We start from the raw sequence: 25,226 nt of genomic DNA on the forward strand, positions 1-25,226 counted from the left end.
CTTGACGGCCGCCCGGCCGCGCATGAAACCCATGACCGTGCAGATCGCTCAAAGAACTTTAGAAGACCTTGGCTACGCGGAAGTGCTTCGTGCGCTGGCCCACCGCTGTCGGACCGAACCAGGGAGGGAGCGCGCGCTCGCCCGGCCGTTCCTCGGGACGGACGAGGAGGTCGCCGAGGCCCTGGCGCTCGTCGCCGAGACGCGGCGGCTGGCCCAGGAGCAGTTCTCCCTGCCGCTCGGCGGGGTGACGGACCTGCGGGGGGCGCTGGAGTTGGCGTCGAAGAACGGCCTGCTGGAGCCCCGGCAGCTCATCGCCGCGGCGCAGCTGCTGTTCGCCTTCGTGCGCACGCGCGAGGCCCTGGAGGAGAGGCAACACGTGGTGCCCCGGCTGGCGGCCATCTCGCGGCGGCTGCCGCTGCTCGAGCCGCTCGCGGTGCGCATCGATCGGAGCTTCGAGGCGGACGGGGAGATTTCCGACCGGGCGAGTCCGGAGCTGCGCGAGGCGCGCGACCGGGTGCGGGGCCTGCACCGACGCATCAAGGGCCAGCTCGAGGAGATGCTCCACGACGAGGGCTTCCTGCCCAAGCTGCGCGAGAACTACTACACCATCCGCAATGGCCGGTACGTGGTGCCCGTCGTCTCCAACTACCGGGGCGAGGTGCCGGGCATCGTCCACAACGCGAGCCAGACGGGGCAGACGCTGTTCGTCGAGCCCGAGGGGCTGGTGGGCCTGGGCAATGATCTGGCGATCGCCCAGTCGCTGGTGGCGGAGGAGGAGCGGCGCATCCTCCAGGAGCTGACCAACCAGCTCGGGCGCGAGGCGGCCAAGGCGCTCGAGGGCATCGCGGCGGTGGCGGAGCTGGACGAGGCGGAGGCGGCGGCGGTGCTGGCCGGCGACCTGCGCGCCTATACGCCGGAGTTCCAGGGCGTGGAGGATCTGGCGCTGGTGCGGCTGCGGCATCCGCGGCTGGTACTGCGCGACACCGAGGTGGTGCCCAACGACGTGGAGATGAAGGGCGAGGCGCGGGCGCTGGTGGTGTCCGGCCCCAACGCGGGCGGCAAGACGGTGACGCTGACGGCGGTGGGCCTGTGCGCGTTGATGCTGCGCGCGGGTCTGCCCATCCCCGCGGGCGAGGGCTCGCGGATGCCGCTGTACCACACGGTGCACTCCACGGTGGGCGACGCGCAGGACCTGTCGCAGGGCCTGTCCACGTTCAGCGCGCACGTGGCGCGCCTGCGGGACATCACCCTCGCGGTGGCGAAGAACTCGCTGGTGCTCATCGACGAGATCGCCGCGGACACGGATCCGCGCGAGGGCGCGGCCATCGCCATCGCCGTGCTGGAGGAGCTGCTCGGCAAGGGGGCGGTGGTGCTGGTGACGACGCACCTGGAGGAGCTCAAGGCGCTCGCGCACCTGGATCCGCGCTTCCTCAACGCGCGCGTGGGCTTCGACTCCAAGCGCATGGCGCCCACGTACAAGCTGCAGCTGGGCGCGGCGGGTGCGTCCTCGGCGATCGAGGTGGCCGCGCGCATGGGGCTGCCGGCGCACATCTGCGAGCGGGCGCGGGACTTGTCGATGAACGCGGGCGGCGCGCTGGCCAAGGCGCTGACGGCGGCGGAGGAGGACCGGCGCCGGCTGCAGGACGAGCTGGATCGGGCCAAGGTGGCGGCGGAGGAGAGCGAGCGGCTGCGCAAGGAACTCGAGGAGCAGAAGGTGCAGTTCGAGCGCGAGCGCAAGGCGCGGCTGATGCGCTTCAACGAGGAAGTGGCGGCGGCGAGCGAGCAGGCGGCGGCGGAGGTGCAGGAGCTGCTCAAGGTGCTCCGGACGCAGTCGAACGAGAAGGCGGCGAGCGAGGCGCGCACGCAGCTGTTGCAGCGCATGGAGGAGGCCAACCAGCGGGCGAAGGCGGCGAGGGCGGAGCTGTTCCAGGTGGAGGCGCCAGCGCCGGCGGACTTGCGCGTGGGCGCGTGGGTGCGGCACTCGGGGCTGAACAAGGACGTGGAGATCCTGGAGCTGCACGGGGATCAGGCGCTGGTGGCGGCGGGCATCATGAAGATGCGCGTGCCGGTGTCGGAGCTGTCGGGGACGCGCGCGGGCAAGCCCAAGGAGTCGAAGTTCCCCGAGCGCAACAAGCAGTCGCAGCAGTTGCAGCGCGCCAAGGCGGCGGCGCCCGAGGCGGTGCCGTCGACGAACTACCGCTGCGACGTGCGGGGCATGCGGGCCGAGGATGCGCTGGGCGAGCTGGAGTCCTTCCTGGACCGGGGCATGCGCAGTGGAGAGGAAGCGGCGATCATCATCCATGGGCATGGCACGGGGGCGCTGCGCCAGGCCATCCGGGACTACCTCGCGGCCTCGCCGTACATCCGCATGTTCCGCCCCGGAGAGAACCACGAGGGCGGCGACGGCGTGACGGTGGTGGCCTTGAGGGCGTGAGGTGCCCTCCCCTTCCCCGTCACCGCCCGGGCTCGCTCCCGGCGGTGACGGGGAGGAAGGGCGTCAGCGCAGCCGTTCGATGTGGTGCTTGCGCCCCTTGATGCGGCCCTGGCTCAGGCTCTGGAGCGCCACGCGCGCGACGCTCCTGGCCACGGCGACGTAGGACAGCCGATCCTGGATCTCGATCTTCCCGATGTCGGTGGCCTTGAGCCCACCGGCCTCACCGGTCAGGGCGCCGAGGATGTCTCCCGGCCGCATCTTGTCCTTGCGCCCGGCGGAGATGCACAGCGTCTCCCAGGCGGAACCCAGGGAACCCTTGCCCGCCGGATCCTCGGGGGGCAGTGCGTCCACGCGCGCGTGCTCCAGCCTGGACTTGGTGGCGTGCTCGATCTCCTCGACCTTGCGGTCATCCTTCGGCGTGACGAGGGAGAGGGCGAGGCCCTGGCGTCCCGCGCGTCCCGTGCGGCCGATGCGGTGCACGTAGGGCTCGGGCTGTGAGGGCAGATCGAAGTTGAAGACGGCGTCGAGCGCCTCGACGTCGATGCCCCGGCCCGCCACGTCCGTGGCGACGAGCACCCGGGTGCTGTGGTTGCGGAACTTCGCCATGACGCGGTCGCGCTCGAACTGCTCCAGGTCCCCCTGGAGGCCATCCGCGCTCACCCCGGCCTCGCTCAGCGCGCGAGTCACCTCGACCACCGTCGCCTTGAGGTTGCAGAACACGATGGCGGACGTGGGCTGGTAGTGCCGGAGCAGCCGCAACAACACGGCGGTCTTCTCCTCGGGCGCGCAGAGGTAGGCGAGCTGCTGGATGTCGGGAGCCGCGTCGGTCGCCTCGACGGTGACGCGCGAGGGATCCTTCTGGAAGGCGCGGCTCATCGCCTCGATGGAGTCGGGGAACGTGGCCGAGAAGAGCACGGTCTGACGTGTCTTCGGGGTGGCGCCGAGGATGCGCTCCATGTCCTCGCGAAAGCCCATGTCGAGCATCCGATCGGCCTCGTCGAGCACCACGGTGGCGAGGTGGCGGGTGTCGAGCGCCTCGCGTTGGAGGAGATCCAACACGCGACCGGGTGTGCCCACCGCGAGGTGGGCGCCCTTCTCGAGCGCTTCGATTTGGGGCCGGATGGGTTGGCCCCCCGCGAGCACGAGCACCTGGAGGCCGGGCAATCTCCGGCCGAGGCGGCGGATCTCTCCGGCCACCTGGGCGCAGAGCTCGCGCGTCGGGCAGAGCACGAGGGCCTGGAGCCGGCGGTGTGGGAGCTGGATCTTCTGCAGGATCGGCAGCGCGAAGGCGGCGGTCTTCCCACTGCCCGTCTTCGCCTGACCGACGAGATCGCGGCCCTGGAGGAGCACCGGGATGCTCTGGGCCTGGATGGGCGTGGCGGTCTGGAACTTCAGCTCCGCGAGGACCTGCAACAACGGCGGGGACAGGGCGAGTGCGGAAAAATCCATCGGGGGTCTCGAGCGGCGGAGGTGAGGAGGCGACGCCGGAGCGCCACGAGGAGCCCCCAGCGCCATGGCTGGAGGCCCTCGGGTGGCTCCGACTGAGAGGGTCGTCGCCCGCCGCTACGACTTCCTTCCCTGGCGGGAGGTGGCCGTCTTCTTCGCTCCGCCCTTGGTGGGACGAGCCTTGGACGCCGCCGTGGACTTCTTGGCGGCGGCCTTCTTGGCCGGGGCCTTCTTCGCGGGAGCCTTCTTGACCGCCGGGGCCTTCTTCACGGGAGCCTTCTTGGCTACCGCGGCCTTCTTGGCCGGGGCCTTCTTCATGGGAGTCTTCTTGGCGGCGGCCTTCTTGGCCGCCGGGGCCTTCTTCACGGGAGCCTTCTTGGCCGCCGCGGCCTTCTTCGCGGGAGCCTTCTTGGCCGCCGCGGCCTTCTTCGCGGGAGCCTTCTTGGCGGCGGCCTGCTTCCGGGTCGCGGGTGGCTTCGCCCGCGTCGGCTTCTCCTCGGCGGCAACGGCGGCCCGCTTGCGCCGCGTGGGCGGCACGGCCTTCACCTTCTCGGGCGCCTGCTGCTCGGAAGGCTGATCCAGGGCCGCGAGGGCGCGGATGCGCTCGAAGCCCGCGGACGGCACGGGAAGGACCTCGGCGGAGACCTCCGGAGGAGCCCCCACCACCACGGCGTCGATGATCTCCTGGGGAATCTCCATCGTCACGGGAGCATCGGCGACCAGACGCCGCTGGGCCTCCTCGGCCTCGGCGAGCGAGCGATCGGCGCCGATGTCCACCCGGGGCTTGCCCCACTTCTCCTGACGCTCGCGCTCGCGCGCGAGGCGGGCCGCCTTCTTGAGATCCTCCTTGGACTGGCGCCGCTGCGCCTCCTGCTCCTGGCGCTCCACTGCGTGCATGGCCTTGATCGCCTGGCCGCCCACCTCGAGGGCCTCGAAGTCGATCCGCCGCAGGGCCAGGTTCACGCCGGTCAGCCGCACGCGGGCCTTCTGGCCCACGCGCACGCGGAAGCCACCCGGCAGTAGCAGGGCGAGCAGCGCCTTGTCGAAGCGGGTGCCGAAGCCGAGCGTGTCGGCGCGCACGAGCCCCTCGATGTGCAGCTCATCGAGCTCCACGAAGAAGCCGAACTCAGCGATGCCGGCGACGGTAGCGGCGAACTCCTCGCCCACGCGGTCCTTCACCATGAGGGCCGCGTAGTAGGAGACCACTTCGCGCTCGGCCTGCATGGCGGCGCGCTCGCGATCGGAGCTCTGGGCGGCCATGTCCTCCAGCGTGCGCTCCTCGCGCTCGACGTGGGCCTCCAGCCGCTTCTGGCCCTTGCGGTTCCAGTGCGCCTTGAGCAGCCGGTGCACGAGCAGGTCCGGGTAGCGGCGGATGGGCGAGGTGAAATGCAGGTAGTACTCGGCGGCCAGGCCGTAATGGCCCCGGTCTCCCGAGGTGTAGACGGCCTGCATCATGGAGCGCAGCAGGAGCTGGTTGAGGGCGCGCTCCTCGGGGTGGCCCTGCAACTGCGTCATGAAGCTGTTGAGCGCCTTGGGGGTGATGTCCTCGGCGTTGAGCTGGAAGCCGTAGGCCTGGGCCATCTGGGCGAAGATGGCGAGCTTCTCCTCGTCCGGCTCACCGTGGTAGCGGTAGACGCTGGGCAGCTCGCGGTCGGCGAAGTACCTGGCCACCGCCTCGTTGGCGGCGAGCATGCACTCCTCGATGAGCCGGTGGCTGTCCTTGCGCTCGCGCTTCTCCATGCGGGCGGGCAGGCCGTCCTCGCCCATGACGACCTTGTGCTCGGCCAGGTTGAAGTCGATGGCGCCGCGCTCCTTGCGCATCTGGGTGAGCGTGCGCGCCAGGGACTGGAGCCGCTCGAAGTGGGGCTTGAAGGCGTTGCGGTGCGGCACGTCCTTGCCATCGAGCACGTCCTGCACCTCGTTGTAGGTGCAGCGCGCGTGGCTGCGCATGACGGCCGGGTACAGCTCGCTGGAGACGAGCGTGCCCTTCCGGTCGATCACCATGTCGGCCACCATGCACAACCGGTCCTCGTCGGGACGCAGCGAGCAGATGCCGTTGCTCAGGCGCTCGGGGAGCATGGGCAGCACGCGGTCGGGCAGGTAGACGGAGGTGGCGCGGCGCAGGGCCTCGGCGTTGAGCGCGGTGCCCTCGCGCACGTAGTGCGTCACGTCGGCGATGGCCACCACGAGCCGCCAGCCCTCGCTGCGCTCCTCGGCGTAGACGGCGTCGTCGAAGTCGCGCGCGTCCTCGCCGTCGATGGTGACGAGCGGCAGCGAGCGCAGATCCTTTCGCTCCTCGCCCCGGGCCTCCTCCTCGGAGACGACGGTGTGGATGCGGTCCGCCTCGTCCATGACCTCGGGAGGGAACTCGTCGGAGAAGCCCTGCGAGTAGGCGATGGAGAGCACTTCCGCGCTCGGATCCCCGGGCTTGCCGAGGGAGCCAGCGACCTCGCCATAGAGGCCCTCGCCCGGCTCCAGCAGACCGGCGCCGACGCCCAGCCGCACCTTCACCAGGTCTCCGTCGCGCGCCATCTGGGTGGGCGGCACGCGGATGGGACCCTGGGCCTGCAGGTTCTTGTCGGTCGTCACCACCTGGGCGCCGTGCCGGCCGCGGGTTTCATACGTGCCCACGACGAGCTGGCGCAGGCGGCCCACCACGCTCACGAGGCGGCCCTCCATGCGTCCGGGACGGCCCCACGCCTCCACGACCACGCGATCGTTGTCGAGCGCGCGCGTGGCCTCCTGGGGCGGCAGGAAGATGTTGTCCCCCTGTCCCGAGCTGGGGTGGACGAAGCCGAAGCCATCCCGGTGCGCGTGGAACACGCCCTCGACGGTGGTGACCTCCTGACCCTTGGGTCCGCCGCGGCCACCCCGGTCACGGGACGCGAAGCGATCCCCGCCAAAGGAGCGCCCACCGGCCGGGGGACGGCGCTCCTTGTCGAAGCGGCCTGCCGGTGCTGGCCGACGCTCGTCCCGGGCGAACCGGCCCGGAGGCGCGGAACGGCCCGCATCAGCTGGATGCTCGGGACGGGCGAAGCGGCCACGCGGCTCGGCGCCACGGTCCTCGAAACGGCTTCGGGGCTGCTCGGCGCGACCCTCGCGCACGAAGCGGCCGCGTGGCTCGGGGCGGCGCTCCTTGTCGAAGCGGCCCCGGGGAGCGAAGCGCGAGTCGAGCTCGGACGGGGCTCGCGCCTCCGGGCCGGGTGCGCCGCGCTCTTCCCGGGGGCCAGCCCGTGGGGCCTCGGGGGGCCTTGCGTCCCGTTCGCGCCGGAAGGAAGGCCGGGGGCCGTCACCTCCGGGCGAAGGCGGCTGCGAGCCCCGGAGGCGGAAGCGCTTGCCCTCCTTGAGCAGGTCGCCCGCGCGCACCATGTCCCGGAGCGTCCGCTTGAGCTGGGTCTGCTGTCCGGGATGAAGCTGGGTGAGCTTGAGCAGTTCCTTGATGCCGAGGGGCTGCTTGGACTCGGCCAGGTGTCGCTTCACGTCTTGAGGAAGATCCGTCACGAGAGATCCCACGGAAGGGAGCCCAGCGGGCCCTGAAAAAAATAAGCCCGGCCGGTCCCACTGGGGACCCCCGGGCATGACTGGAAGAGCGAAAGATGGGGACGGAGGATGGTCAGCGGGACCCTCTCAGGCCTTGACGGTCACGTTGAGCTTGAACGAGCGCTCCACCTGACCGGGGTTGAAGGCCTTGGCGAGGAAGAACTCGATCTCCGAGGCGCCCGGATTGCGGGGCGTGAAGAAGAACTCGCGCGAGGCGGGCCCCTCGGCGTTGACCTCGAAGTTGGCCTCGCGCAGGCCCAGACGCTTGGCCGCCGTGGGCTCGATGGTCCACGAGAAGCCCGGCTGCTCCTGCAGGCGCACGGTGAAGGCGTGGTTGAGCCGCACGTCGATGCTGGTCGACTGCTCGCCTTCCACGTGCACCGTCTCCAGGCCCTCGCGGGACATGGGGCGGATTTCCGCGGGGCGCACTTCCACGTTCTCCACGTCGATGCGCCCGCCCCAGCCCGAGGACTTGTCCACCACGCCGGTGACGGACAGCGTCTGGCCGAGGTAGCGGCGCAGGCCCTTGGCGCCCTTGCCCTCGAGGATGTAGGACACCTGCTGCCGGGTGCCGGCGTTGGAGACCACCAGCACGAACTCCTCGCCGGTCATCTCCAGGTTGCCGCGCAGCGCGGCGAAGCCCTTCATGCCCGCGCCCATGCCGGCCGAGATGACCTGCGACACCTCGCCGGGCGACAGGTAGCGCAGGCGGGTCTCCGACTCCACCGGCTCGGGGATGGGCTCCTCGGCCTCCGGCTTCTTCGCGGAGAACTTCCGCACGTCCACCGTGCCGCCGTAGTTGGTGGTCTTCTTGATGAGACCACTGACGGACACCTTGTGGTCCACGTAGGCCGGCAGCACTTCCTGATCCGGCCCCTGGAGGATGAAGATCAGCTCGCGCTTGTCGCGGCCGATCACCACGAGGCCCGGCAGGCCCTCCACGACCGTCAGGCGGCCCTTGAGGCTGCCCTCGCCCACCACGCCCCGGCCCTGGCCGGCGGTGAGCAACTGCTCCATGTCGCGCTTGTTGAGGGGCTCGCCCGGCGGGGGCAGCTTGGTGGCGCGGGGACGAGGCTTCTCGACCGGAGGAGCGCTCGGCTCGGCGCGAGCGCCCTTGGAGCCGGACTCCTTGCCCTTGGTGGCTTCCTTGGGCTTGGCGGACTCCTTGCCCTTGGCGGCCTCCTTCACCTTGGCCGCCGCCTTGGCCACCACCTTCGTGGCCGCCTTGGCGACCTGCTTCACCTTGGCGGCGGCCTTCTTCGCGGCAGGGGCCGCGGACTTCTTCTTCGCGGGGGCCTTCTTTCCCGCCTTGGACGCCTCGGTCGCCTTCGCCACCAACTTCGCGGCCGCCTTCGCCACGCGTTTGGACGCGCTCTTGAGGACACCCCCCGATTTCGCCGACTTGACCTTCTTCGCGGCGGGAGTCGCCTTCTTGGCCCCGGACCTGGGCTTGGCCATCGACGCTGTCTCCTTGAATTCCCGTGTCATCTCAACGGGTTGGCACACCTGACCACGACCAGATCAGGTCCTCGCGATCATCACGGCTTGTAACGGTGATCATCAGACCTGTCAAACAAAGTCTTGAATTTCCTGGGGACTTTGATGCCAAAAGGGGCCCCTCGCTACACGCCTGTAACGGGTTGTTCCGCCCCCTACCCTCTCTCCGAGGTCGCCCCCGAATGAAGGATGACACCGAGTTGCTCGCCGTGGAGGAAGCGCGAGCCCGCACCCTCGCCCTGGTCCAACCGTTGTCCACCGAATGGGTGCGTTGGGAGGACGCGCTCGGGCGCACGCTGGCCGAGGACGTGCGGGCCCAACGCACCCTGCCGCCCTGGGACAACTCGGCCATGGATGGCTTCGCCGTGCGCAGCGCGGACCTCTCGGCCCCCCTGCCCGTTCGTCTGCGGGTGGGGGAAACCATCTACGCGGGGCAGACGCCGCGCGAGGAGGTAGGCCCCGGGACGTGCGCGCGCATCATGACGGGGGCTCCCCTGCCCGCTGGCGCCGACGCGGTGGTGATGCGCGAGCGGACGCGGCTGACGCCCGAGGGCGACGCGGTGGACATCCTCGAGGGGGTGGGTCCCGGCCACTTCGTGCGGCCCCGGGGGGAGGACGCGCGCGAGGGCGAGGTGCTGCTGCCCCGGGGCACGCCCCTGGGAATCCCCGAGCTGGGCCTGCTCTTGGGCCAGGGGCGCACGAGCGTGCCGGTGCCCCGCCGGCCCCGGGTGGCCATCCTCTCCACGGGGGACGAGCTGTGCCCGGCGGACGCCCCCGCCGAGGGCCGCATCGTGGATGCCAACGCGCCCGCGCTCAGCCTCGCGGTGATGCGCGCCGGAGGGGTGCCCTCGGTGCTCGGCATCGCCCGGGACACCCGGGAGGACGTGTCCCGCCTGCTCGCGGCCGCCGAGGGCCATGATCTGGTGCTCACGAGCGCGGGCATGTCGGTGGGCGAGCACGACTTCGTGCGCGAGGCGCTGGCGCAGCTGGGCGTGGCGCAGGACTTCTGGCGCGTGGCCATCAAGCCCGGCAAGCCCCTGGCCGTGGGCCGCAAGGGGGGCACCCTCTACTGCGGGCTGCCCGGCAATCCCACCTCGTCCCTGGTGACCTTCGAGCTCTTCGTGCGCCCCGCCCTGCGCCGCATGCTGGGACACGCCGACGTGGAGCCACCGCGGGTGCCGGGCCGGCTCGCCGGGGAGCTGAAGAAGGCCCCGGGGCTGGACCACTACATCCGGGTGACCGCCGCCTGGCAGGAGGGCGAGCTGTGGGCCCGGCCCCTGGCCACCCAGACCTCGGGAGCCCTGCGCTCCGCGGCCTCGGCCACTCATCTGCTTCATTTCCCTCGTTCTTCCAGTAGGTTGGCTACTGGGGACGAGGTCGAGCTATTGCCCCTGTCCTGGAGTGCCTAGAGGAACAACGGCACCCGATGAGCATCCATCTTGTGTCCCCAATTGTTGTAAGGGAGAAAGGTCTTCTCATGTCCGACACGCCTCAGGTCCTCCCCACCCGAAAAAGCTCTTCGCTCCTGGAGCGCTTCTCCGAAGCGGACGTTCCGACGGAGCGAGGCGTGCTGCGCACGGTCGTCTTCCGGGAGAAGCGCAATGGCCGGGAGCACGTGGCCCTCGTCGTGGGGGACATCCACGACAAGGAGGGGGTGCCGGTGCGCGTGCACTCCGAGTGCCTCACCAGCGAGGTGTTCGGCAGCCTCAAGTGCGACTGTCGGCAGCAACTGGACCGGGCACTGGACTTCGTCACCCAGAATGGCTGTGGCGTGGTGCTCTACCTGCGCCAGGAGGGCCGGGGCATCGGCCTGGGTAACAAGATCAAGGCCTATGCGTTGCAATCCCAGGGGTTGGACACGTACGAGTCCAACCGGAAGCTGGGGTTCGCCGATGACCTGCGCAGCTACGACGTCGCCGCGGAGATGCTGCGCTCACTGGGAGTGCGTTCCGTGGATCTCATCACGAACAACCCCCTGAAAATTGCAGGATTGGTGGAAGAGGGTATTCCCGTACGCCGACGCATTCCCTCGCGTACGGCGCATAATCCACATAACGTGGACTACCTGAGGACAAAGCGCGAGCGCACGGGACACCTGATTGAGCTCTTCGCCGAGGACGACACAGAAGCGAAGGTGGGCTGAGGACGCGCCGGGCCAGGAGCACGCCGAGCCGCGAGTCCCCTTTCACGTCCGGTTCTGGGGGGTGCGTGGCTCGGTCCCCGCCCCTGGACCGAAGACCCAGCGCTATGGGGGCAACACGCCTTGCGTCGAGATGCGATGCGGGGACGAGTTGCTCATCTTCGACATGGGCACGGGGGCTCGCGCGCTGGGCGAGTCGCTGAGCGCCGGCAGTGGACCGCTGCGCGCGTCCATCTTCCTGTCCCACTACCACTACGATCACCTGCAGGGGGTGCCGTTCTTCACCCCGCTCTTCAACCCCCGCTTCTCCTTCACGCTGTATGGCGCCACCCGAGAGGGACGCTCGGTGAAGGACGTGCTGGCCGGGCAGATGGTGCAGCCCTACTTCCCGGTGACGATGACCCAGGTCGTCAAGGCCGCGCTGACCTACCGGGACATGGCGCCGGGGCAGTCGCTGGAGCTGGGAGTGGCCACCGTGCGCGCGCTGGATCTGAACCATCCGGGCGGCAACCTGGGCTATCGCGTGGACTGCGATGGCCGCTCGGTGGTGTACGCGACGGACGTGGAGCACGGCTGCGACATGGATCGCGACCTGGTGGAGTTCGCGCGGGGCGCGGACGTGCTCATCATCGACGCGATGTACACCGAGGATGAGTACCGGGGCCGCAAGGGCGCCTCGAAGATGGGCTGGGGCCACTCGACATGGGAGGCCGCGGTGCACGTGGCCAACACCGCCCAGGTGAAGCAACTGGTGCTCTTCCACCACGAGACCACGCGCGATGACGAGGAGATGGATGCCTTCGTCGCCCGGGTGCGCGAGCACCGCCCCGAGGTGCTCGCCGCGCGGGAGCTGGAGACGATCACCCTCTGACGTCGCGCGCACCGCGCTGGAGGGCGCGCTCCACGCCCTCGCGCAGTCCCCGGAAGGGCAGCCGCTCGAGCGCCGTGGGAACATCCACCCACTCGAAGGCGTCGTGCTCGTCCCCCAGACGCACCTCGAAGCCACCCTCGCACCGGGCGGCGAAGGCGTTCTCCTCGACGAGCCGGGGCGGCACCGTGGTGCCCACCGCGAAGGCGTGGCGGTAGTCCAGATCCACCACGTCGGCGCGCAGTCCGGTCTCCTCGAACAGCTCTCGCGCGGCGGCCTCGCGGGGAGACTCGCCCGGCTCCAGCCCTCCGGTGACGATCTGCCAGAAGCCACCCCGCTGGGGACGCCGGCGCAGGAGCAACACGCGGGTGTCGGCGCCCTCGCCCTGGAGGAGCGTGACGCTCACGGTGCGCGTGGGCGGCGGGCCCTCGGCGAGTTGGAGTTCGAAGACGTCGGCGAAGTGCCGCGCCACCTTCTGCTCCACCTCGGCCATGGGCACGCGGTGGCCCAGCTCGCGCTGTAGCGACGTGACGCCCGCCTCGCGGATGCCACAGGGCACGATGAGCTGGAAGTGCTCCAGGTGCGTGTTCACGTTGAGCGCGAAGCCATGGCTGGTGAGCCAGCGCGCCAGGTGCACCCCGATGGCGGCGATCTTCCGGGCATCGCGCGTTGCCTCGCCGCCGAGCCACACCCCGGGCCACTTGGGGATCGTCACCGAGGACAGGCCATACTCGGCGAGCGTGCGGTGCATGCACTGCTCGACATCCCGCACGTAGCGGCGCACGTCCTGGCGGTGCTCGGGCAGCAGGAAGATGGGGTAGCCCACGAGCTGCCCGGGACCGTGGTAGGTGACGTCGCCGCCCCGGTCCGTCTGGAACAGTCCGATGTGCTCCTCGGCCAGCCGAGCATCGTCCGCGACGACGTTCTCGCGTTTGGCGGCCCGGCCCAGGGTGAGCACCGGCGGGTGCTCGAGCAGCAGCAACACGTCCCCGCAGAGGCCCTGGCGCCGGGTCTCGCCGAAGAGCTTCATGAGCTGCAAGCCATCCTCGTACTCGACCTGACCGAGCCGATACACCGTCAGCGTGTTCACGTGTCTCCCTTGCCCGGCCCCGGAGTCGCCCGCCGCCAGGAGCCGGGAGGAATCCGCGCCAGGAGCGCCTTCAATTCATGTCCGGTCCGAGGTGAACGGGCGGCCTCCTGGGCGAGCGCGGTGAGCGCCTCGTCGGACAGTTGGATGTCCTCCCGGGCGGCGAGCTGTCGCCGGGCGATCTCCCGCAGCAGCTCGACACCGGGCGTCTCGAGCACGACGAGCAGCTGCACCTGCTCCAACAACAACAGGGAGAGCGCGCCGCGAGTGGCCTCGGAGAGCGAGGCCGTGGTGGGCACGAAGAGGCGGCCCGAGTCCGATACGAGCTCGGGTCCGGGCACCACCGCGCCACCCCGGGCGGACATCACCACCGTGCGCTGGGGGTGACGGCTCAGGAAGGCCCCGAGCGCGGCTTGCCCGGCGGAGGGCAGCCGATCCACGTCCTCCACGAGCAGCGTGGCCTCCACCGAGGCGCGATCGATCGACTCCGGAGTGACGGCCTCGCCCTGCCCCGCCTCCACGAGCGCCCGCAGCCAGGTGCTCTTCCCCGAGCCCTCGGGACCGAGCACCAGCACCCGGCGGACCCCCGCCGCCAGCCCGCTCTCGAGCCGCGCCCGCGCCTCCGCTTGTCCCAGCAACTCCTGGGTGATGGGGCGCGACGCCCGGGGCCGAGCGGACGGAGCACGCGCCGTCACGCCTCCCAGCAGCGAGCTGGATTCTCCAATGCAGGCCGCGCAGATGAACGCGCCGGCGGGACCCGCCACCAGCGGCCCCACCTCAAGCCGGGGCCGGCAGCAGAAGGAGCACCACGCCTCGAGCGCGGGATCGGCCCGGGTCGGCCCCCGCTCGATGAACATGCCCTCCCGCTCCGGCGAGGACGGGGAGGACACGGCGGGCGGCGCGGGCGGTTCCTCCCGTCGCGGCCCCACGCTCTCCGCGGTGAGGACGGCCGAGCGCATGACCTTCACCGCCAGACCCACCGGGTTGGCACGGCGATCCACGGCCAGCGAGGCCTCGCGCAACGCGTCCTGGAGCGTCGAGGAATCCTCCTCGATCTCCCAGGTGGCCCCCTCGTGGACGTCGTCCTCGTCCTCCTCTTCGTCCGAGGACACGACCGGGATGGGGGGCGAGGGCTCGCTCTCCCCCGCCTCCAACCGGCGCAGCGCCTCCTCCAGGTCGGTGCGAGAAGGATCCAACCGCAGGGCATAGCGCAGGAGCTGTTCCGCCCGGGCCCGGTTTCCCCCGCGCCGACACAGCTCGGCGGCGCGTTGGAACAACTCGATGGCCCGGCGCTTGTCGCCGCCGAGCTCCGCCGCCTGGGCGGCACGGATGACGTCGCGGACGTTCTCGGCCATGGGCCCCTACTCCCTCGCGAAGGCCAACGGCCGTCAGGCCATGGCCAGGAACAGCATGTCTGGATGCTCCAGGTACTTGATGACTTCGTAGACGAAGTCCGCGGCCATCTGGCCGTCGATGACGCGGTGATCGGCGGAGATGGAGATGTTCATCATCTCGCGCACCACCACCTGGTCGTTCTTGTCCACCACGGGCCGCTTGCGCATGCGGTGGATGCCCAGGATGGCCACCTCGGGGTGGTTGATGATGGGCGTGGCGAAGATGCCGCCTGACTGCCCGAGCGAGGTGATGGTGAAGGAGCCTCCGGTCAGCTCGTCCATCTTCAGCTTGCGCTCGCGCGCCGCGGTGCTCAGGCGGAGGATCTCCTCGGCCAGCTCGCGCAGGGTGAGCCGGTCCGCGTTCTTGAGGACCGGCACGGTGAGCCCCTCGGGGGTGGACACCGCGATGCCGATGTTGAACTCGCCCCGGACGACGAGCTCCTGGGCGGCCTCGTCCATCTGCGCGTTGAGGTGGGGGTACTTCTTCATCGCCGCGATGACGGCCTTCACGATGAAGGGCAGGAAGGACAGCTTCGTCTTGTCCCCCGTGGCGGCCAGGCTCTCGTTGAGCCGCTTGCGCAGGGCGACGAGCTCCGTGGCGTCCGTCTCCTCGACGAAGCCGAAGTGGGGCGCGGTGAACTTCGAGCGCACCATCTTCTCGGCGATCTTCTTGCGCAGGCCGCGCAGCGGGATGCGCTCGTCGGCCCGGCCCGAGACCACCGGGGGCGCGGCCGGACGCGCGGCGGCGGCGGGAGGCGGCGACACCTCGTTGCGCGAGGAGGAGGCGCCCGCGATGGCCGCCTTCACGTCCGCCTTCATCACGCGGCCCTGCGGCCCGGAACCGGCGATCTGCGAGAGATCCAACCCGTGCTCGCGCGCCATGCGGCGGGTGAGCGGCGTGGCGAGCACCTTGGACGAGGACGCGGCCTCCGGCGCCGCGCTGGCCGCCGCGGCCACGGGAGCGGCGGCGGGAGTGGGAGCGGCCGCCGGAGCCTCATGACCCGACGAGGCCTGGGCGGGCGCGGAGCCTTCGAGCTCGAGCGTGACGAGGAGCTGGTGCACCTTCGCCATCTCGCCTTCCTTGCCGTGCGTCTGCACGACCCGGCCGGCCTTGGGGCTGGGAACGGTGACCGTGGCCTTGTCCGTCATCACCTCGGCGAGGGTCTGGTCCTCCTTGACCAGGTCACCCGCCTTGACGTGCCACTTGACCAGTTCGCCCTCCTGAACACCTTCGCCAAGATCAGGAAGCTTCAACTCGAAGATCGCCATTCGGGTTCCGTTTCGGGATGAGGGGAGAAAGGCGTCAGGTGCCGCTGGCGAGCCCCAGGCGCTCACGCTCCATGAGGCCCTTCATGAAGAACTCGGCGGCGCGGTAGCTCGAGCGCACGAGCGGCCCGGAGGCGACGTAGAGGAAGCCGAAGGACTCGGCGAGCTGCTTGTAGGCCTCGAACTGGGGCGGGCTCACGAAGCGCTCCACGCGCAGGTGGTACTGCGAGGGCTGGAGGTACTGGCCGAGCGTCAGCACGTCCACGCCCGCCGAGCGCAAGTCGCGGAAGGTCTGCTCCAGCTCGGCGTCCGTCTCGCCCAGGCCCACCATGACGGAGCTCTTGGTGTAGAGCCGCTCGGGGCGGTTCTTGAGGTACTCGAGCACCCGGAGCGACTGGCGGTAGGTGGCGCGGCGATCGCGCACGGTGGGGGTGAGGCGCTCCACCGTCTCCACGTTGTGGGCCACCACGTGCGGCCGGGCCTGGGCCACGGTGTCCAGGTCCTGCTCCTTGCCCTTGAAGTCGGGGATGAGCACCTCGACGATCGTCTTGGGCGAGTGCTGGCGCAGCTCGCGGATGGCCGAGGCGAAGTGGCTCGCGCCCCCATCCGGCCGATCATCCCGGTTCACCGAGGTGACCACGATGTACTCCAGGTCCATCTCCTTGACGGCCTGGGCCAGGTGGATGGGCTCCATCGGATCCAACGGCGGCGGCGCGCCCACCTTCACGTGGCAGAAGCGGCACGCGCGCGTGCACACCTCGCCCATGAGCATCACCGTGGCGGTGCCACCCCCCCAGCACTCGGCGATGTTCGGGCAGCGTGCTTCCTCGCACACCGTGGCCAGCTTCGTGCGGCGCACGATGGACTTCACCCGCTCGTACCCCTCGCCGTGAGGGAGACGCACCTTCAGCCACTCGGGCTTCCGGGTGGATTCGGCTACCTGGGGCAGGGGGAAACGATCGGGAGTCGCCATGGGTCGCGGGCCTTCTACGGTTGGGGCGAAAGCAGGGTCAAGCGGGAAGCCTTGACGCGATATGTCAGCTCTCGCGCGGATTCAAACGCTTCTCCCTTCTAACGCGACGCGCGCTTCCAGGCAGCGCGCGTCCACCCCGGAACACTCGCGCCCCCGCATCGAGGCCATGAGCCCGGCGGGCCCGGGTGATGCGCGGCTCGTCCACCGGGCGGGCGAGCACGCCCTTCCGACCAGCCAGCCCTCACGATGTCCATGCTTGGCGGCATGAGGGCCATCCACCTCGGGACGAGCGGGTACGTCTACAAGCACTGGAAGGCTTTGTTCTATCCACCCGGGCTGCCCGCCAGCCGCTGGCTGCCCTACTACGCCCAGGTCTTCTCCACCGTGGAGCTCAACGCTTCCTTCTACCGGCTGCCCACGGAGGACGCGGTGGACGGCTGGTTCGAGCAGACGCCTCCGGGCTTCCGCTTCGCCTGCAAGGGCAGCCGCTACCTCACCCACATGAAGCGGCTGACGGACGTGGGCGAGGGCCTGGAGCGCTTCTTCCGCGTCATCCTGCGCTTCGGCCCGAAGCTCGGTCCGGTGCTCTGGCAACTCCCGCCGCACATGAAGAAGCCGGATCCCGAGCGGCTGGAGCGCTTCCTCGCCGCCCTGCCCCGCGGCATCCACTCCGTCTTCGAGTTCCGCGACGCCGCCTGGTACCACGACGAGGTACTGGAGGTGCTCGACCGGTGGGACGTGTCCCTGTGCGAGCACGACCTCGTCCCGGTGCCCGTGCCCCGCCCCACCGGCAGCTTCCGCTACCTGCGCTTCCACGGCCTGGGGGCTCGCTACGCCGGGCGCTATGGCCGCGCGGCGCTGCGGCCCGTCGCGCGAGACCTGAAGGCGTGGCGCCAGAGGGGACGCGGCGCCTGGGTGTACTTCAACAACGACCTGCACGGGCACGCGCTGCTGGATGCGTTCGACCTGGCGGAGCTGCTCGGCCACGTCCCGGTGCACCCGCCCCCGGACATGCAACGGCCGCCCGAGACGGAGTCATCTCGGACGGCCTGAGTGAAACGGGCGTGAAGCGCCCGGCTCAGATGTGGATCGGGTGACCCAGGGTCATCTCGGCGCCTTCCTTCACGATCTCCGAGAGCGTGGGGTGGGCGTGCATCGTGTGCGCGAGCTCCTCGGTGGTGATCTCCAGGCGGAGCGCCACACAGGCCTCGGCGAGCAGCTCGGTGGCGTGCGGGCCCACCAGGTGGACGCCGAGCACCTCGTCGTACTTCTTGTCCGAGACCACCTTCACCAGGCCAATGCCCTCGTTGGAGATGGAGGCCTTGGTGACGGCGGAGAACGGGAAGATGCCCGTCTTCACGTCGTAGCCCCGCTCCTTGGCCTTCTTCTCCGTGAGGCCCACGGACGCCACCTCGGGGTAGCAGTAGGTGGCCGACGGGGTCAGGTCGTAGTTGATGGGCGTGGGCTTCTTGCCGGCGATGTGCTCCACCGCGAGCACCGCCTCGGCGCTGGCCACGTGGGCGAGCATGGGCGTGGGGATGACGTCACCGATCGCGTACACGTTCGGCTCGGTGGTGCGCATCATCTCGTCCGTCTTGATGAAGCCCCGGTCGGCCTTGATGGACGTGAAGCTCAAACCGATGTCCTCGGTCACCGGGGCGCGGCCCACGGCGGACAGGACGTACTCGGCCTCGATGGTGCGCGTCTCGGTGCCCACCGTCATGGTGAGCTTCACGCCGTTGGCGCTGCTCTCCACCTTCTCCACCTTGGCGCCGGTGTGCACGTCGATCTTGCGCTTCTTGAAGTGCTTCTCGAACTCCTTGGAGACGTCCACGTCCTCGATGGGCAGCAGGTTCGGCAGGTACTCCACCACGGAGACCTGGGTGCCCATGTGGTTGAAGACGGAGGCGAACTCGCAGCCCACCGCGCCCGCGCCAATGACGATGAGGCTCTTGGGAATGCGATCAATCGTGAGGATGGAGTCGCTGTTGAGCACGCGCTGGTGATCCACCTGCACGTTGGGCAGCGACTTGGGCACCGAGCCCGTCGCGATGATGATGTTCTTGGTGTCCAGCGTCTGCTTGGAGCCGTCGTCGGCGGTGACCTCGACCTTGCCCTTGCCGGCGATGCGGCCATGGCCCTTGAGGACCGAGATCTTGTTCTTCTTCATCAGGTAGTCGATGCCGTTGGCACCCTTGGTGACCACCTTCTGCTTGTGCTCCTGGACCTTGGCCCAGTTGACCACCGGCGCCGGCACCTCGATGCCGAAGTCCGCCGCTTCCTTGATGTGATGCAGGAGCGAGGCGCTCCAGAGCAGCGACTTGGTGGGGATGCAGCCCCGGTGGAGGCACGTGCCACCCAGGCGCTTGTCCTTCTCGATGAGGGCCGTCTTCAACCCGAGCTGCGCCGCCCGGATCGCACCGACATAACCCCCCGGGCCCGAACCGATGATCACCACGTCGAAAGTCTCAGCCACGAATGCCTCCGGGGTGGATGTAACCGCGCGGCGCTGATAACCACCCCTCCCGGCTGGAATCAAGGAGTTTGCACCTTGCGACGCTTCCCCGTCCGATCACTCCTCCTGATGACGCTCGCCCTGGTGGCCTTCGCGCGCCTCTATTACGTCACCCACACGGTGCCAGAAGGCGGAGGCGTCCCCGTGCCGCCCCGCGGCATCCCGTCCACGCCCTCCCTCAAAGCCCCGATCTGTCCGACCCTCGAGAAGTCCCTGGAAGGCGTCCTCAAGGCGCCCGAGGACCCCACGGCCCTTGCCGCGGCCCGACGGGAGCTGGACGCCTGCCCCACCCCGCCCATCCGGGCGTGCGAGCTGGGCCCGGCCCTGGATGCCCGCTTCCCGCTGACCGCCGGAATGGCCCCCGCGCGCGAGCTGCTCGACGTGCTGTGTCAGCGCTGCCCCTCGGGGGCCAACCCCTGCGAACAAGCCGTCGTCCGCGCGGTGAGGGCCTCGAGTCGGGGGGCAACACCCCCGCCCGCCCTTCCCCTCTGGCACCTGGAGCACGCTGGCCCGGGAACCCGGGAGGCCTGCGCCGAGGTGGTGCGCGCCCTGCTCGCGCCCGCCGCCCTGGACGAGGAGCCCCTGACGCAGGAGCGCAGGAGCTGGCTCGAGCAACTCACCCCGGTCTGCGCCCGCGAGGGACAGGTGTCTTCTCCGCTGCTGCGGGCCGTCGTGGTGCAAGGCGACGTGCCCGCCCTGGCCTCGCTCGTCCAGACGGCGATGCCCACCACCACGACCGCCGTGCTCAAGCCGGACCGCATCGTGGGCCCCGAGGGGGCGGAGCGGGCCTTCGACGGACAGGAGTCCACGTCCGTGACGCTCCCGGTGGCGGAGCAGGCGCCCGGGTGGCGCAAGGACGGCGCGCTGAGCGCGGTGTTCGAGCCCCCCGTCCAAGCCCTGACAGCCCTGCGCGTGCGCGCGCGAGGCCCGGGCGTGCTGCGAGCCGTGGTCCGGGTGGAGGAAGAGGTGGGGCTGAACGACCCGGACACGCGGACGAACTTCGTCCGCCCCAGGGTCTGCCAGTTCCAAGGCACCGGTCAGTGGGAGTCGTGCGCGCTGCCGGCCGCCCTCCTGAACGTGGAGGCGCTCAGTGTCTTTCCCACGAAAAGTCCACTTTCGCTGATCGACGTGGAAATCCGTGTAACGCGCTGAGGACCGAGACGTTGGAGCGGGCACCATGCGAACTACCCTGCTCGTCCTGACCCTTCTGTCCATGCCCGCCTTCGCCGCGAGTCCCCTCACCGGGCTCGTCGCCGAGTACGAGACGGGCCCGGCCGCCATCTTCCAGAACGACGGCCGCTATGGCGCCTCGGGCACGTCCTATTCGGCCGAGGATCTCCAGCAGAACGCCACCCTCTACCGCACCTGGCGCGCCGCCGTGGAGGCGCGCCTGGGCGCGCGGCATGGCCTCATCCTGCTGTACGCCCCGTTCGATGTGACCACGCGCGCGACGCTGTCGCGGGACATCGACTTCCGCGGAACCGTGTTCCCCGCGGGCACCGTGGTGGACAGCCGCTACCTCTTCGATGGGTTCCGCGGCAGCTACCTCTTCCGGCTCATCGACGGGGAGCGCTTCAAGTGGGACATCGGCGCGAGCGTGCAGATCCGCAACGCCCTGGTGGGATGGGGCGCGGTGGATGGCTCGCGCTACTCGCAGGAGAGCGACATCGGCGTGGTGGGCGCGCTGAAGACCCGGCTGCGCTACGAGCTGCCCTCGCGCGTATGGGCGGGGCTGGAGGCCGACGCGCTCTCCACCTTTGGTCTGGTGGGCAACACCACGGGCGGCATCTACGACGTGGCCCTGACGTTGGGTGTTCCGCTGAACACGCGGGGCGACGTGAATGCCTACGCGCGACTGCGACTCCTCGGGGGCGGCGCGGACGTGACACGCCGCGATATCTACAACTGGGGCAACTTCGGCTTCGCGGTGTTGGGTGTGCAGGCGGACCTCGTGTCCCTGGTGGAGCGGGGCCTCTCGACACCGTGACGGAGCGGGAACATGGTGCGGAGCCATGGACTCGCCCACTTCCCGCACCGTCACCGGCCACATCGACGTCCACCACCGGGGCCATGGCTTCCTCGTCGTGCGGCCCACCCTCACCTCCGAGGGCCTCTCCGCCTTCATCCCGGCCAAGGAGCTGAAGCACCACCTGGCCGACGATGTCGTCTCCGCGAGAATCACCCGCGCGGAGGACGGCCGGTGGAGCGCCAGCGGCTTGTCCCTCGTGCACCGGCCCCGCCAGGAGCTCTATGGCGAGGTAGTGGTGCGCGAGGAGCGCGTGCTGCTCCACCCCGACCGGGACGTGGGCGCGGGCGAGTGGCCCCTGGAGACGGAGGGCGTCGAGGTCCAGCCCGGCGACGCGGTGGTGGGACGCATCGACGAGGACAAGATCCGGTTGGTGCGCAAGCTCGCGCCCGGAGTGGACCGCGCCCTGGAGCGCCTGCTGCTGCGCCATGGCCTGCGCCGCGAGTTCGGCCCGGAGGCCCACGCCGAGGTCCCCCAGGTCCTCGCCCGGCCACTCACGCGGGAGGGCCGGAGGGATCTGCGCGAGGTGCCCACGGTGACCGTGGACTCGCCCACCACCCGCATCATCGATGACGCCCTCTCCGTGCTCCCCGCCGGAGGGGATGGCGCGCTGCGGCTGTTCGTCTCCATCGCGGACGCCGCCGAGTTCATCCCCGAGGGCTCCGCGCTGGATCGCGAGGCGCGCGAGCGGGCCACCAACGTGTACCTCGGAGACACCCTGCTGCCCATGCTCCCCGAGGCGCTGTCGGCGGGCTCGCTCAGCCTGGTGCCGGGCGAGGAGCGGCTGTGCGTCACGGCGGAGCTGCGCATCGATCCGGAAGGACGGGTCACCTCGGTGGATGTCTACGAGAGCCTGCTGCGCTCCTGGGCGCGGCTGAGCTACACCGAGGTGGCGGCGTACCTCGATCGGGGCGAGGTGTCCGAGCCGATGGCCCCGGTGCGCGAGGCGATGCCGTGGTTGCGCGCGGCGGCGGCGCGGCTGGCAGTGGCGCGGGCGGGACGCGGGGGCATCGACCAGACGCGCGACGAGGCCCACTTCACCTTCGATGAAGTCACGGGAGAGGTCTCGGGCATCGAGACCGAGCGGCCCACTTCGGCGCATGCGCTCGTCGAGCGCTTCATGGTGGCCGCCAACGAGGCCATCGCCGGCTGGCTCGTCGAGCGGGGCATTCCCGCCCCCTTCCGCGTCCAGGGGGAGCCCGAGCCCCAGGCCGTGGCGGACCTGGACGCCTTCGCCCTCCACTCGGGCTTCGCCGCGGGCCTGGGCCGCACGCTCACCCCGCTGTCACTCGCCGCGTTCGCCCGGCAGCTCTCCGGTGTGCCCGCGGAGGCCGCGTTGCGCTCGGTGATGTTCAAGGCGCTCGCCTCCTCGCGCTACACCGTGGTGCCCGCCTCCCACTTCGGCCTCGCCGCGCGCGCCTATGTGCACTTCACCTCGCCGCTGCGGCGCTACGCGGACCTCGCCGTCCACCGCGCCCTCAAGCACTACCTGCGCGGCCGGCGGGACTTCCCGCACGAGGATCCGGACGTCGAGCGGCTCTCGCTCCACCTCAACGAGCGCACCCGGCGCGCTCAGCGCGCGGAGAAGGAGCGGCACCGGCTGCTGGAAGCGCGGGTGATGGCCGCGCACGTGGGCCAGGAGTTCACCGGACACGTCACCCGGGTGCGCTCCTCGGGGCTGCTCGTCCAGCTCGACCAGCCCCTCGTGGAGGGATTCCTTCCCCTGGAGTCGCTCCCGGGCGGCCCCTACACACCGGAGGCCCGGGAGACCTCGCTCGTGGGGCCCACACGCTCCTTCACGCTCGGAATGCCGCTCCGGGTGCGCGTGGCCTTCACGGAGGAGCACCCGGGCCGCATCGGACTGACGCTCGTCGAGTAGGCCCGCCGCGTCCTACTTCGCCGGCTTGCGGGCCCGGCGCGCGAGCACCGCCTTCACGTCCTCCAGCGTCACACCCAGCGGCCGCACCGCCACGAGCAGATGGTAGAGGACATCGGCGGCTTCCTCGGCCGCGCGCTCCTTGTCTCCATCCGCGCAGGCCGTCACCAGCTCCGCCGCCTCCTCGCCGATCTTCTTCAGGCGCAGGTTGCGGTCGTCCAGGAGCCGCCGCGTGTAGCTCGGCTTCTCGCCGGGCTCCGGGGCCTTCTTCGCACGCGCGGAGATGGTCCTGTCCAGCGCCACGAGCTCATCCACCGGGCCGATGTCGAAGCACGTCTCCGCCCCGGTGTGACAGGCCGGACCCGCCTTCTCCACCCGGGCGAGCACCGCGTCCGCGTCGCAGTCGGCCGTGAGGGACACCACGCGCTGCACGTTCCCGCTCGTGCCGCCCTTGTGCCACAAGCCCCGCGAGCGCGAGCGGTAGTGCATCTCGCCCGTCTGGATCGTCTTCTCGAGCGCCTCGCGGTCCGCGTGCGCGACCATGAGCAGATCGCCCGTGTGGGCGTCCTGCGTCACCACCGTCACCAGTCCGTTGCCCTTGGTGAAATCCAGCTTCGACAAGTCCAACATCATGTCCCCTTCGCCCCGAGCAACTCGCGCACCTGCGCCGAGAGCACCGCGTTGGTGGCGATGCAGTTGCCGCCGAACGCCGTGCGCTTGCCCGTCCAGTCCGTGAAGACGCCGCCGGCCTCCTCGATGATGGGCTGCAGCGCGGCCGCGTCCCAGGGGGACATCAGCTCGTCGACCATCACCTCGGCCCGGCCGGTGGCCAACAGCAGGTAGCCGTAGCAATCCCCCCAGGTCCGGGAGACGGAAGCCTTGGCCGCCAGGCCCCGCCACGCCGCCCCGCGCTGGGGATACGTGAGGAACCGCTCGTCGGTGGACAACACCAGGGCGCGCGACAGATCCGCCTCGGTCGACACCCTCGTCTGCTTTCCATTCCACCAGCAGCCCTGCCCCGGCGCCGCCACCAGCATCTCCCCCACGGGCGGGAAGTACGCCGCGCCCGCGAGGATCGTCTCCCCCTCGGTCACCGCCACCAGCGTGCCCCACAGCGGCACCCCGCGGATGAACGTCTTGGTGCCGTCGATGGGATCGAGGATCCACCGGCGCCTGGCTCCGGGCCGCGTCTCGCCGAACTCCTCGCCGAGGATGCCGTCCTCGGGGAAGCGCGCTTCAATCCACTCGCGTGCCGTCTTCTCGGCCGTCCGGTCCGCCACCGTCACCGGCGTGCCGTCTCCCTTGGTGTCCACCGTGACGCCCTGGCGGAAGAAGCCCAGTGCCACGTCGCCCGACTTGCGGGCCACTTCCTCCGCCGCCTGCATCAACGAACGCGCATCCATGCTCAATGGCTCCTGATTTCCAGACCACCGCCTCGCAGCAGCGTCTTGATGGCTCCCACCGTGGTGACGCCGTCGTGGAGGATGCCCGCCACCAGCGCCGCGTCCGCCCCACCCTCCCTCAACGCCGCCCGGACATGCTCCGCGTTGCCCGCGCCTCCCGAGGCGATGACGGGCACCGCCACCCCCTCGGCGACGGCCCGCGTCAGCTCCAGGTCATACCCCGAACGGGCACCATCCCGATCGATGCTCGTGAGGAGGATCTCCCCCGCGCCGCGTTTCACACACTCGCGCGCCCAGGCGATGGCATCCAGGTCCGTGGGCTTCTTGCCTCCGTGGGTGTACACGCGCCAGCTCGCCCCGTCGCGCTTGGCGTCGATGCTCGCCACCACACACTGGGCCCCGAAGCGCTCGGCGCACTCGGTGAGCACCTCGGGACGGGCCACCGCCGCCGAGTTGATGCTCACCTTGTCCGCTCCCGCCCGCAGGGCCCGGCCCACGTCGTCCGCCGTGCGCACGCCGCCTCCCACCGTGAGCGGGATGAACAGCCGCTCGGCGGTGCGCCGCACCAGTTCCCACAGCGTGCCGCGCTCCTCCTGGGTCGCGGAGATGTCGAGGAAGGTCACCTCGTCGGCGCCCGCCTCCTCGTAGCGCAGGGCGAGTTCCACGGGATCTCCCACGTCGCGCAGGCCCTCGAACTGGACGCCCTTGACCACGCGGCCGCCCTTCACATCCAGACAGACGATCAGTCGTCGCGTGAGCAT

General features: G+C 70.4%; 19 protein-coding genes. 8 read left to right on the forward strand and 11 right to left on the reverse strand.

Features of this window, described 5'->3' with window-relative positions; translation table 11 throughout:
• Positions 1–31 precede the first annotated feature (31 nt).
• The gene (locus D187_RS15230) at positions 32–2,434 is read left to right on the forward strand and encodes an endonuclease MutS2 (protein ID WP_002626237.1); all 2,403 of its coding nucleotides are present in this window, start codon (positions 32–34) and stop codon (positions 2,432–2,434) included.
• Positions 2,435–2,497: 63 nt separating this feature from the next.
• Here D187_RS15230 and dbpA read toward each other — a convergent pair whose 3' ends face one another.
• The 3 genes from dbpA to D187_RS15245 all read right to left on the reverse strand — a co-directional run bounded on the left by dbpA (position 2,498) and on the right by D187_RS15245 (position 8,878).
• Positions 2,498–3,883 (reverse strand): ATP-dependent RNA helicase DbpA, encoded by a 1,386-nt coding sequence (gene dbpA / locus D187_RS15235; protein ID WP_002626239.1) that lies wholly within the window; start codon positions 3,881–3,883, stop codon positions 2,498–2,500.
• A 114-nt stretch (positions 3,884–3,997) separates the two neighbouring features.
• Positions 3,998–7,360: a ribonuclease R gene (gene rnr, locus D187_RS15240; protein WP_245591723.1), complete on the reverse strand. Its 3,363-nt coding sequence runs from the start codon at positions 7,358–7,360 to the stop codon at positions 3,998–4,000.
• Between the two features lie 147 nt (positions 7,361–7,507).
• Positions 7,508–8,878: a protease inhibitor I42 family protein gene (locus tag D187_RS15245; RefSeq protein WP_002626243.1), complete on the reverse strand. Its 1,371-nt coding sequence runs from the start codon at positions 8,876–8,878 to the stop codon at positions 7,508–7,510.
• Positions 8,879–9,099: 221 nt separating this feature from the next.
• On the opposite strand from D187_RS15245, the gene D187_RS15250 reads away from it, so the two are divergent.
• The 3 genes from D187_RS15250 (at position 9,100) to D187_RS15260 (ending at position 11,928) form a co-directional block, all read left to right on the forward strand.
• Positions 9,100–10,326, forward strand: a complete 1,227-nt coding sequence (locus D187_RS15250; protein WP_002626245.1) for a molybdopterin molybdotransferase MoeA — start codon at positions 9,100–9,102, stop codon at positions 10,324–10,326.
• Positions 10,327–10,394: 68 nt separating this feature from the next.
• Positions 10,395–11,060, forward strand: a complete 666-nt coding sequence (ribA, locus tag D187_RS15255; protein ID WP_002626247.1) for a GTP cyclohydrolase II — start codon at positions 10,395–10,397, stop codon at positions 11,058–11,060.
• Positions 11,061–11,190: 130 nt separating this feature from the next.
• Positions 11,191–11,928 (forward strand): MBL fold metallo-hydrolase, encoded by a 738-nt coding sequence (locus D187_RS15260; protein WP_245591724.1) that lies wholly within the window; start codon positions 11,191–11,193, stop codon positions 11,926–11,928.
• On the opposite strand, the gene lipB is transcribed toward D187_RS15260, so the two are convergent.
• The 4 genes from lipB to lipA are packed head-to-tail and all read right to left on the reverse strand — an operon-like array spanning position 11,918 to position 16,645.
• On the reverse strand, positions 11,918–13,015 hold the full coding sequence (gene lipB / locus D187_RS15265; protein ID WP_002626251.1) for a lipoyl(octanoyl) transferase LipB: 1,098 nt from the start codon (positions 13,013–13,015) through the stop codon (positions 11,918–11,920). The genes D187_RS15260 and lipB overlap by 11 nt on opposite strands.
• Entirely contained in the window at positions 13,012–14,367 is a 1,356-nt protein-coding gene (locus tag D187_RS15270) for a ClpX C4-type zinc finger protein (RefSeq protein ID WP_002626253.1), read from the reverse strand. Before D187_RS15270 ends, lipB begins: the two co-directional genes overlap by 4 nt.
• A gap of 33 nt (positions 14,368–14,400) precedes the next feature.
• Entirely contained in the window at positions 14,401–15,675 is a 1,275-nt protein-coding gene (locus D187_RS15275) for a dihydrolipoamide acetyltransferase family protein (protein WP_002626255.1), read from the reverse strand.
• A 34-nt stretch (positions 15,676–15,709) separates the two neighbouring features.
• Positions 15,710–16,645 (reverse strand): lipoyl synthase, encoded by a 936-nt coding sequence (gene lipA / locus D187_RS15280; protein ID WP_002626257.1) that lies wholly within the window; start codon positions 16,643–16,645, stop codon positions 15,710–15,712.
• Positions 16,646–16,897: 252 nt separating this feature from the next.
• On the opposite strand from lipA, the gene D187_RS15285 reads away from it, so the two are divergent.
• Entirely contained in the window at positions 16,898–17,698 is an 801-nt protein-coding gene (locus D187_RS15285) for a DUF72 domain-containing protein (protein WP_002626259.1), read from the forward strand.
• Between the two features lie 25 nt (positions 17,699–17,723).
• Here D187_RS15285 and lpdA read toward each other — a convergent pair whose 3' ends face one another.
• A complete protein-coding gene (gene lpdA, locus D187_RS15290; protein ID WP_002626261.1) occupies positions 17,724–19,121 on the reverse strand; it encodes a dihydrolipoyl dehydrogenase in 1,398 nt (465 codons plus the stop codon).
• A gap of 75 nt (positions 19,122–19,196) precedes the next feature.
• Here lpdA and D187_RS15295 point away from each other — a divergent pair, with 75 nt between their 5' ends.
• The 3 genes from D187_RS15295 to D187_RS15305 are packed head-to-tail and all read left to right on the forward strand — an operon-like array spanning position 19,197 to position 23,065.
• Complete coding sequence (locus D187_RS15295; protein WP_002626262.1) at positions 19,197–20,312, forward strand: hypothetical protein; 1,116 nt, start codon at positions 19,197–19,199, stop codon at positions 20,310–20,312.
• Positions 20,313–20,337: 25 nt separating this feature from the next.
• A complete protein-coding gene (locus tag D187_RS15300; RefSeq protein ID WP_002626263.1) occupies positions 20,338–21,147 on the forward strand; it encodes a hypothetical protein in 810 nt (269 codons plus the stop codon).
• A 25-nt stretch (positions 21,148–21,172) separates the two neighbouring features.
• The gene (locus tag D187_RS15305) at positions 21,173–23,065 is read left to right on the forward strand and encodes a ribonuclease R family protein (protein WP_002626264.1); all 1,893 of its coding nucleotides are present in this window, start codon (positions 21,173–21,175) and stop codon (positions 23,063–23,065) included.
• A 12-nt stretch (positions 23,066–23,077) separates the two neighbouring features.
• Here D187_RS15305 and hisIE read toward each other — a convergent pair whose 3' ends face one another.
• Genes hisIE through hisF form a run of 3 tightly spaced genes read right to left on the reverse strand, consistent with a single transcriptional unit; the run spans position 23,078 to position 25,226 of the window.
• Positions 23,078–23,692 carry a bifunctional phosphoribosyl-AMP cyclohydrolase/phosphoribosyl-ATP diphosphatase HisIE gene (gene hisIE / locus D187_RS15310; protein ID WP_211241535.1) on the reverse strand — a complete coding sequence of 205 codons (615 nt, stop codon included), beginning with the start codon at positions 23,690–23,692 and terminating at the stop codon, positions 23,078–23,080.
• Positions 23,692–24,465: a histidinol-phosphatase gene (gene hisN / locus D187_RS15315; RefSeq protein WP_002626266.1), complete on the reverse strand. Its 774-nt coding sequence runs from the start codon at positions 24,463–24,465 to the stop codon at positions 23,692–23,694. The genes hisIE and hisN overlap by 1 nt, the downstream gene beginning before the upstream one ends.
• Positions 24,466–24,467: 2 nt before the next feature.
• Complete coding sequence (gene hisF / locus D187_RS15320) at positions 24,468–25,226, reverse strand: imidazole glycerol phosphate synthase subunit HisF (RefSeq protein WP_002626267.1); 759 nt, start codon at positions 25,224–25,226, stop codon at positions 24,468–24,470.

Source organism: Cystobacter fuscus DSM 2262, from assembly GCF_000335475.2.
Lineage (GTDB): Bacteria > Myxococcota > Myxococcia > Myxococcales > Myxococcaceae > Cystobacter > Cystobacter fuscus.

Bases quoted from the DNA above. Each gene is read 5' to 3' on its own strand.
- D187_RS15260 (WP_245591724.1), top strand. From the start codon at position 11,191: ATGCGATGCGGGGACGAGTTGCTCATCTTCGACATGGGCACGGGGGCT.
- D187_RS15270 (WP_002626253.1), bottom strand. From the start codon at position 14,367: ATGGCCGAGAACGTCCGCGACGTCATCCGTGCCGCCCAGGCGGCGGAG.
- hisN (WP_002626266.1), bottom strand. From the start codon at position 24,465: ATGGATGCGCGTTCGTTGATGCAGGCGGCGGAGGAAGTGGCCCGCAAG.
- dbpA (WP_002626239.1), bottom strand. From the start codon at position 3,883: ATGGATTTTTCCGCACTCGCCCTGTCCCCGCCGTTGTTGCAGGTCCTC.
- ribA (WP_002626247.1), top strand. From the start codon at position 10,395: ATGTCCGACACGCCTCAGGTCCTCCCCACCCGAAAAAGCTCTTCGCTC.
- hisF (WP_002626267.1), bottom strand. From the start codon at position 25,226: ATGCTCACGCGACGACTGATCGTCTGTCTGGATGTGAAGGGCGGCCGC.
- lipA (WP_002626257.1), bottom strand. From the start codon at position 16,645: ATGGCGACTCCCGATCGTTTCCCCCTGCCCCAGGTAGCCGAATCCACC.
- D187_RS15275 (WP_002626255.1), bottom strand. From the start codon at position 15,675: ATGGCGATCTTCGAGTTGAAGCTTCCTGATCTTGGCGAAGGTGTTCAG.
- D187_RS15300 (WP_002626263.1), top strand. From the start codon at position 20,338: ATGCGAACTACCCTGCTCGTCCTGACCCTTCTGTCCATGCCCGCCTTC.
- hisIE (WP_211241535.1), bottom strand. From the start codon at position 23,692: ATGTTGGACTTGTCGAAGCTGGATTTCACCAAGGGCAACGGACTGGTG.
- D187_RS15305 (WP_002626264.1), top strand. From the start codon at position 21,173: ATGGACTCGCCCACTTCCCGCACCGTCACCGGCCACATCGACGTCCAC.
- D187_RS15230 (WP_002626237.1), top strand. From the start codon at position 32: ATGACCGTGCAGATCGCTCAAAGAACTTTAGAAGACCTTGGCTACGCG.
- D187_RS15285 (WP_002626259.1), top strand. From the start codon at position 16,898: ATGCTTGGCGGCATGAGGGCCATCCACCTCGGGACGAGCGGGTACGTC.
- D187_RS15245 (WP_002626243.1), bottom strand. From the start codon at position 8,878: ATGGCCAAGCCCAGGTCCGGGGCCAAGAAGGCGACTCCCGCCGCGAAG.
- D187_RS15250 (WP_002626245.1), top strand. From the start codon at position 9,100: ATGAAGGATGACACCGAGTTGCTCGCCGTGGAGGAAGCGCGAGCCCGC.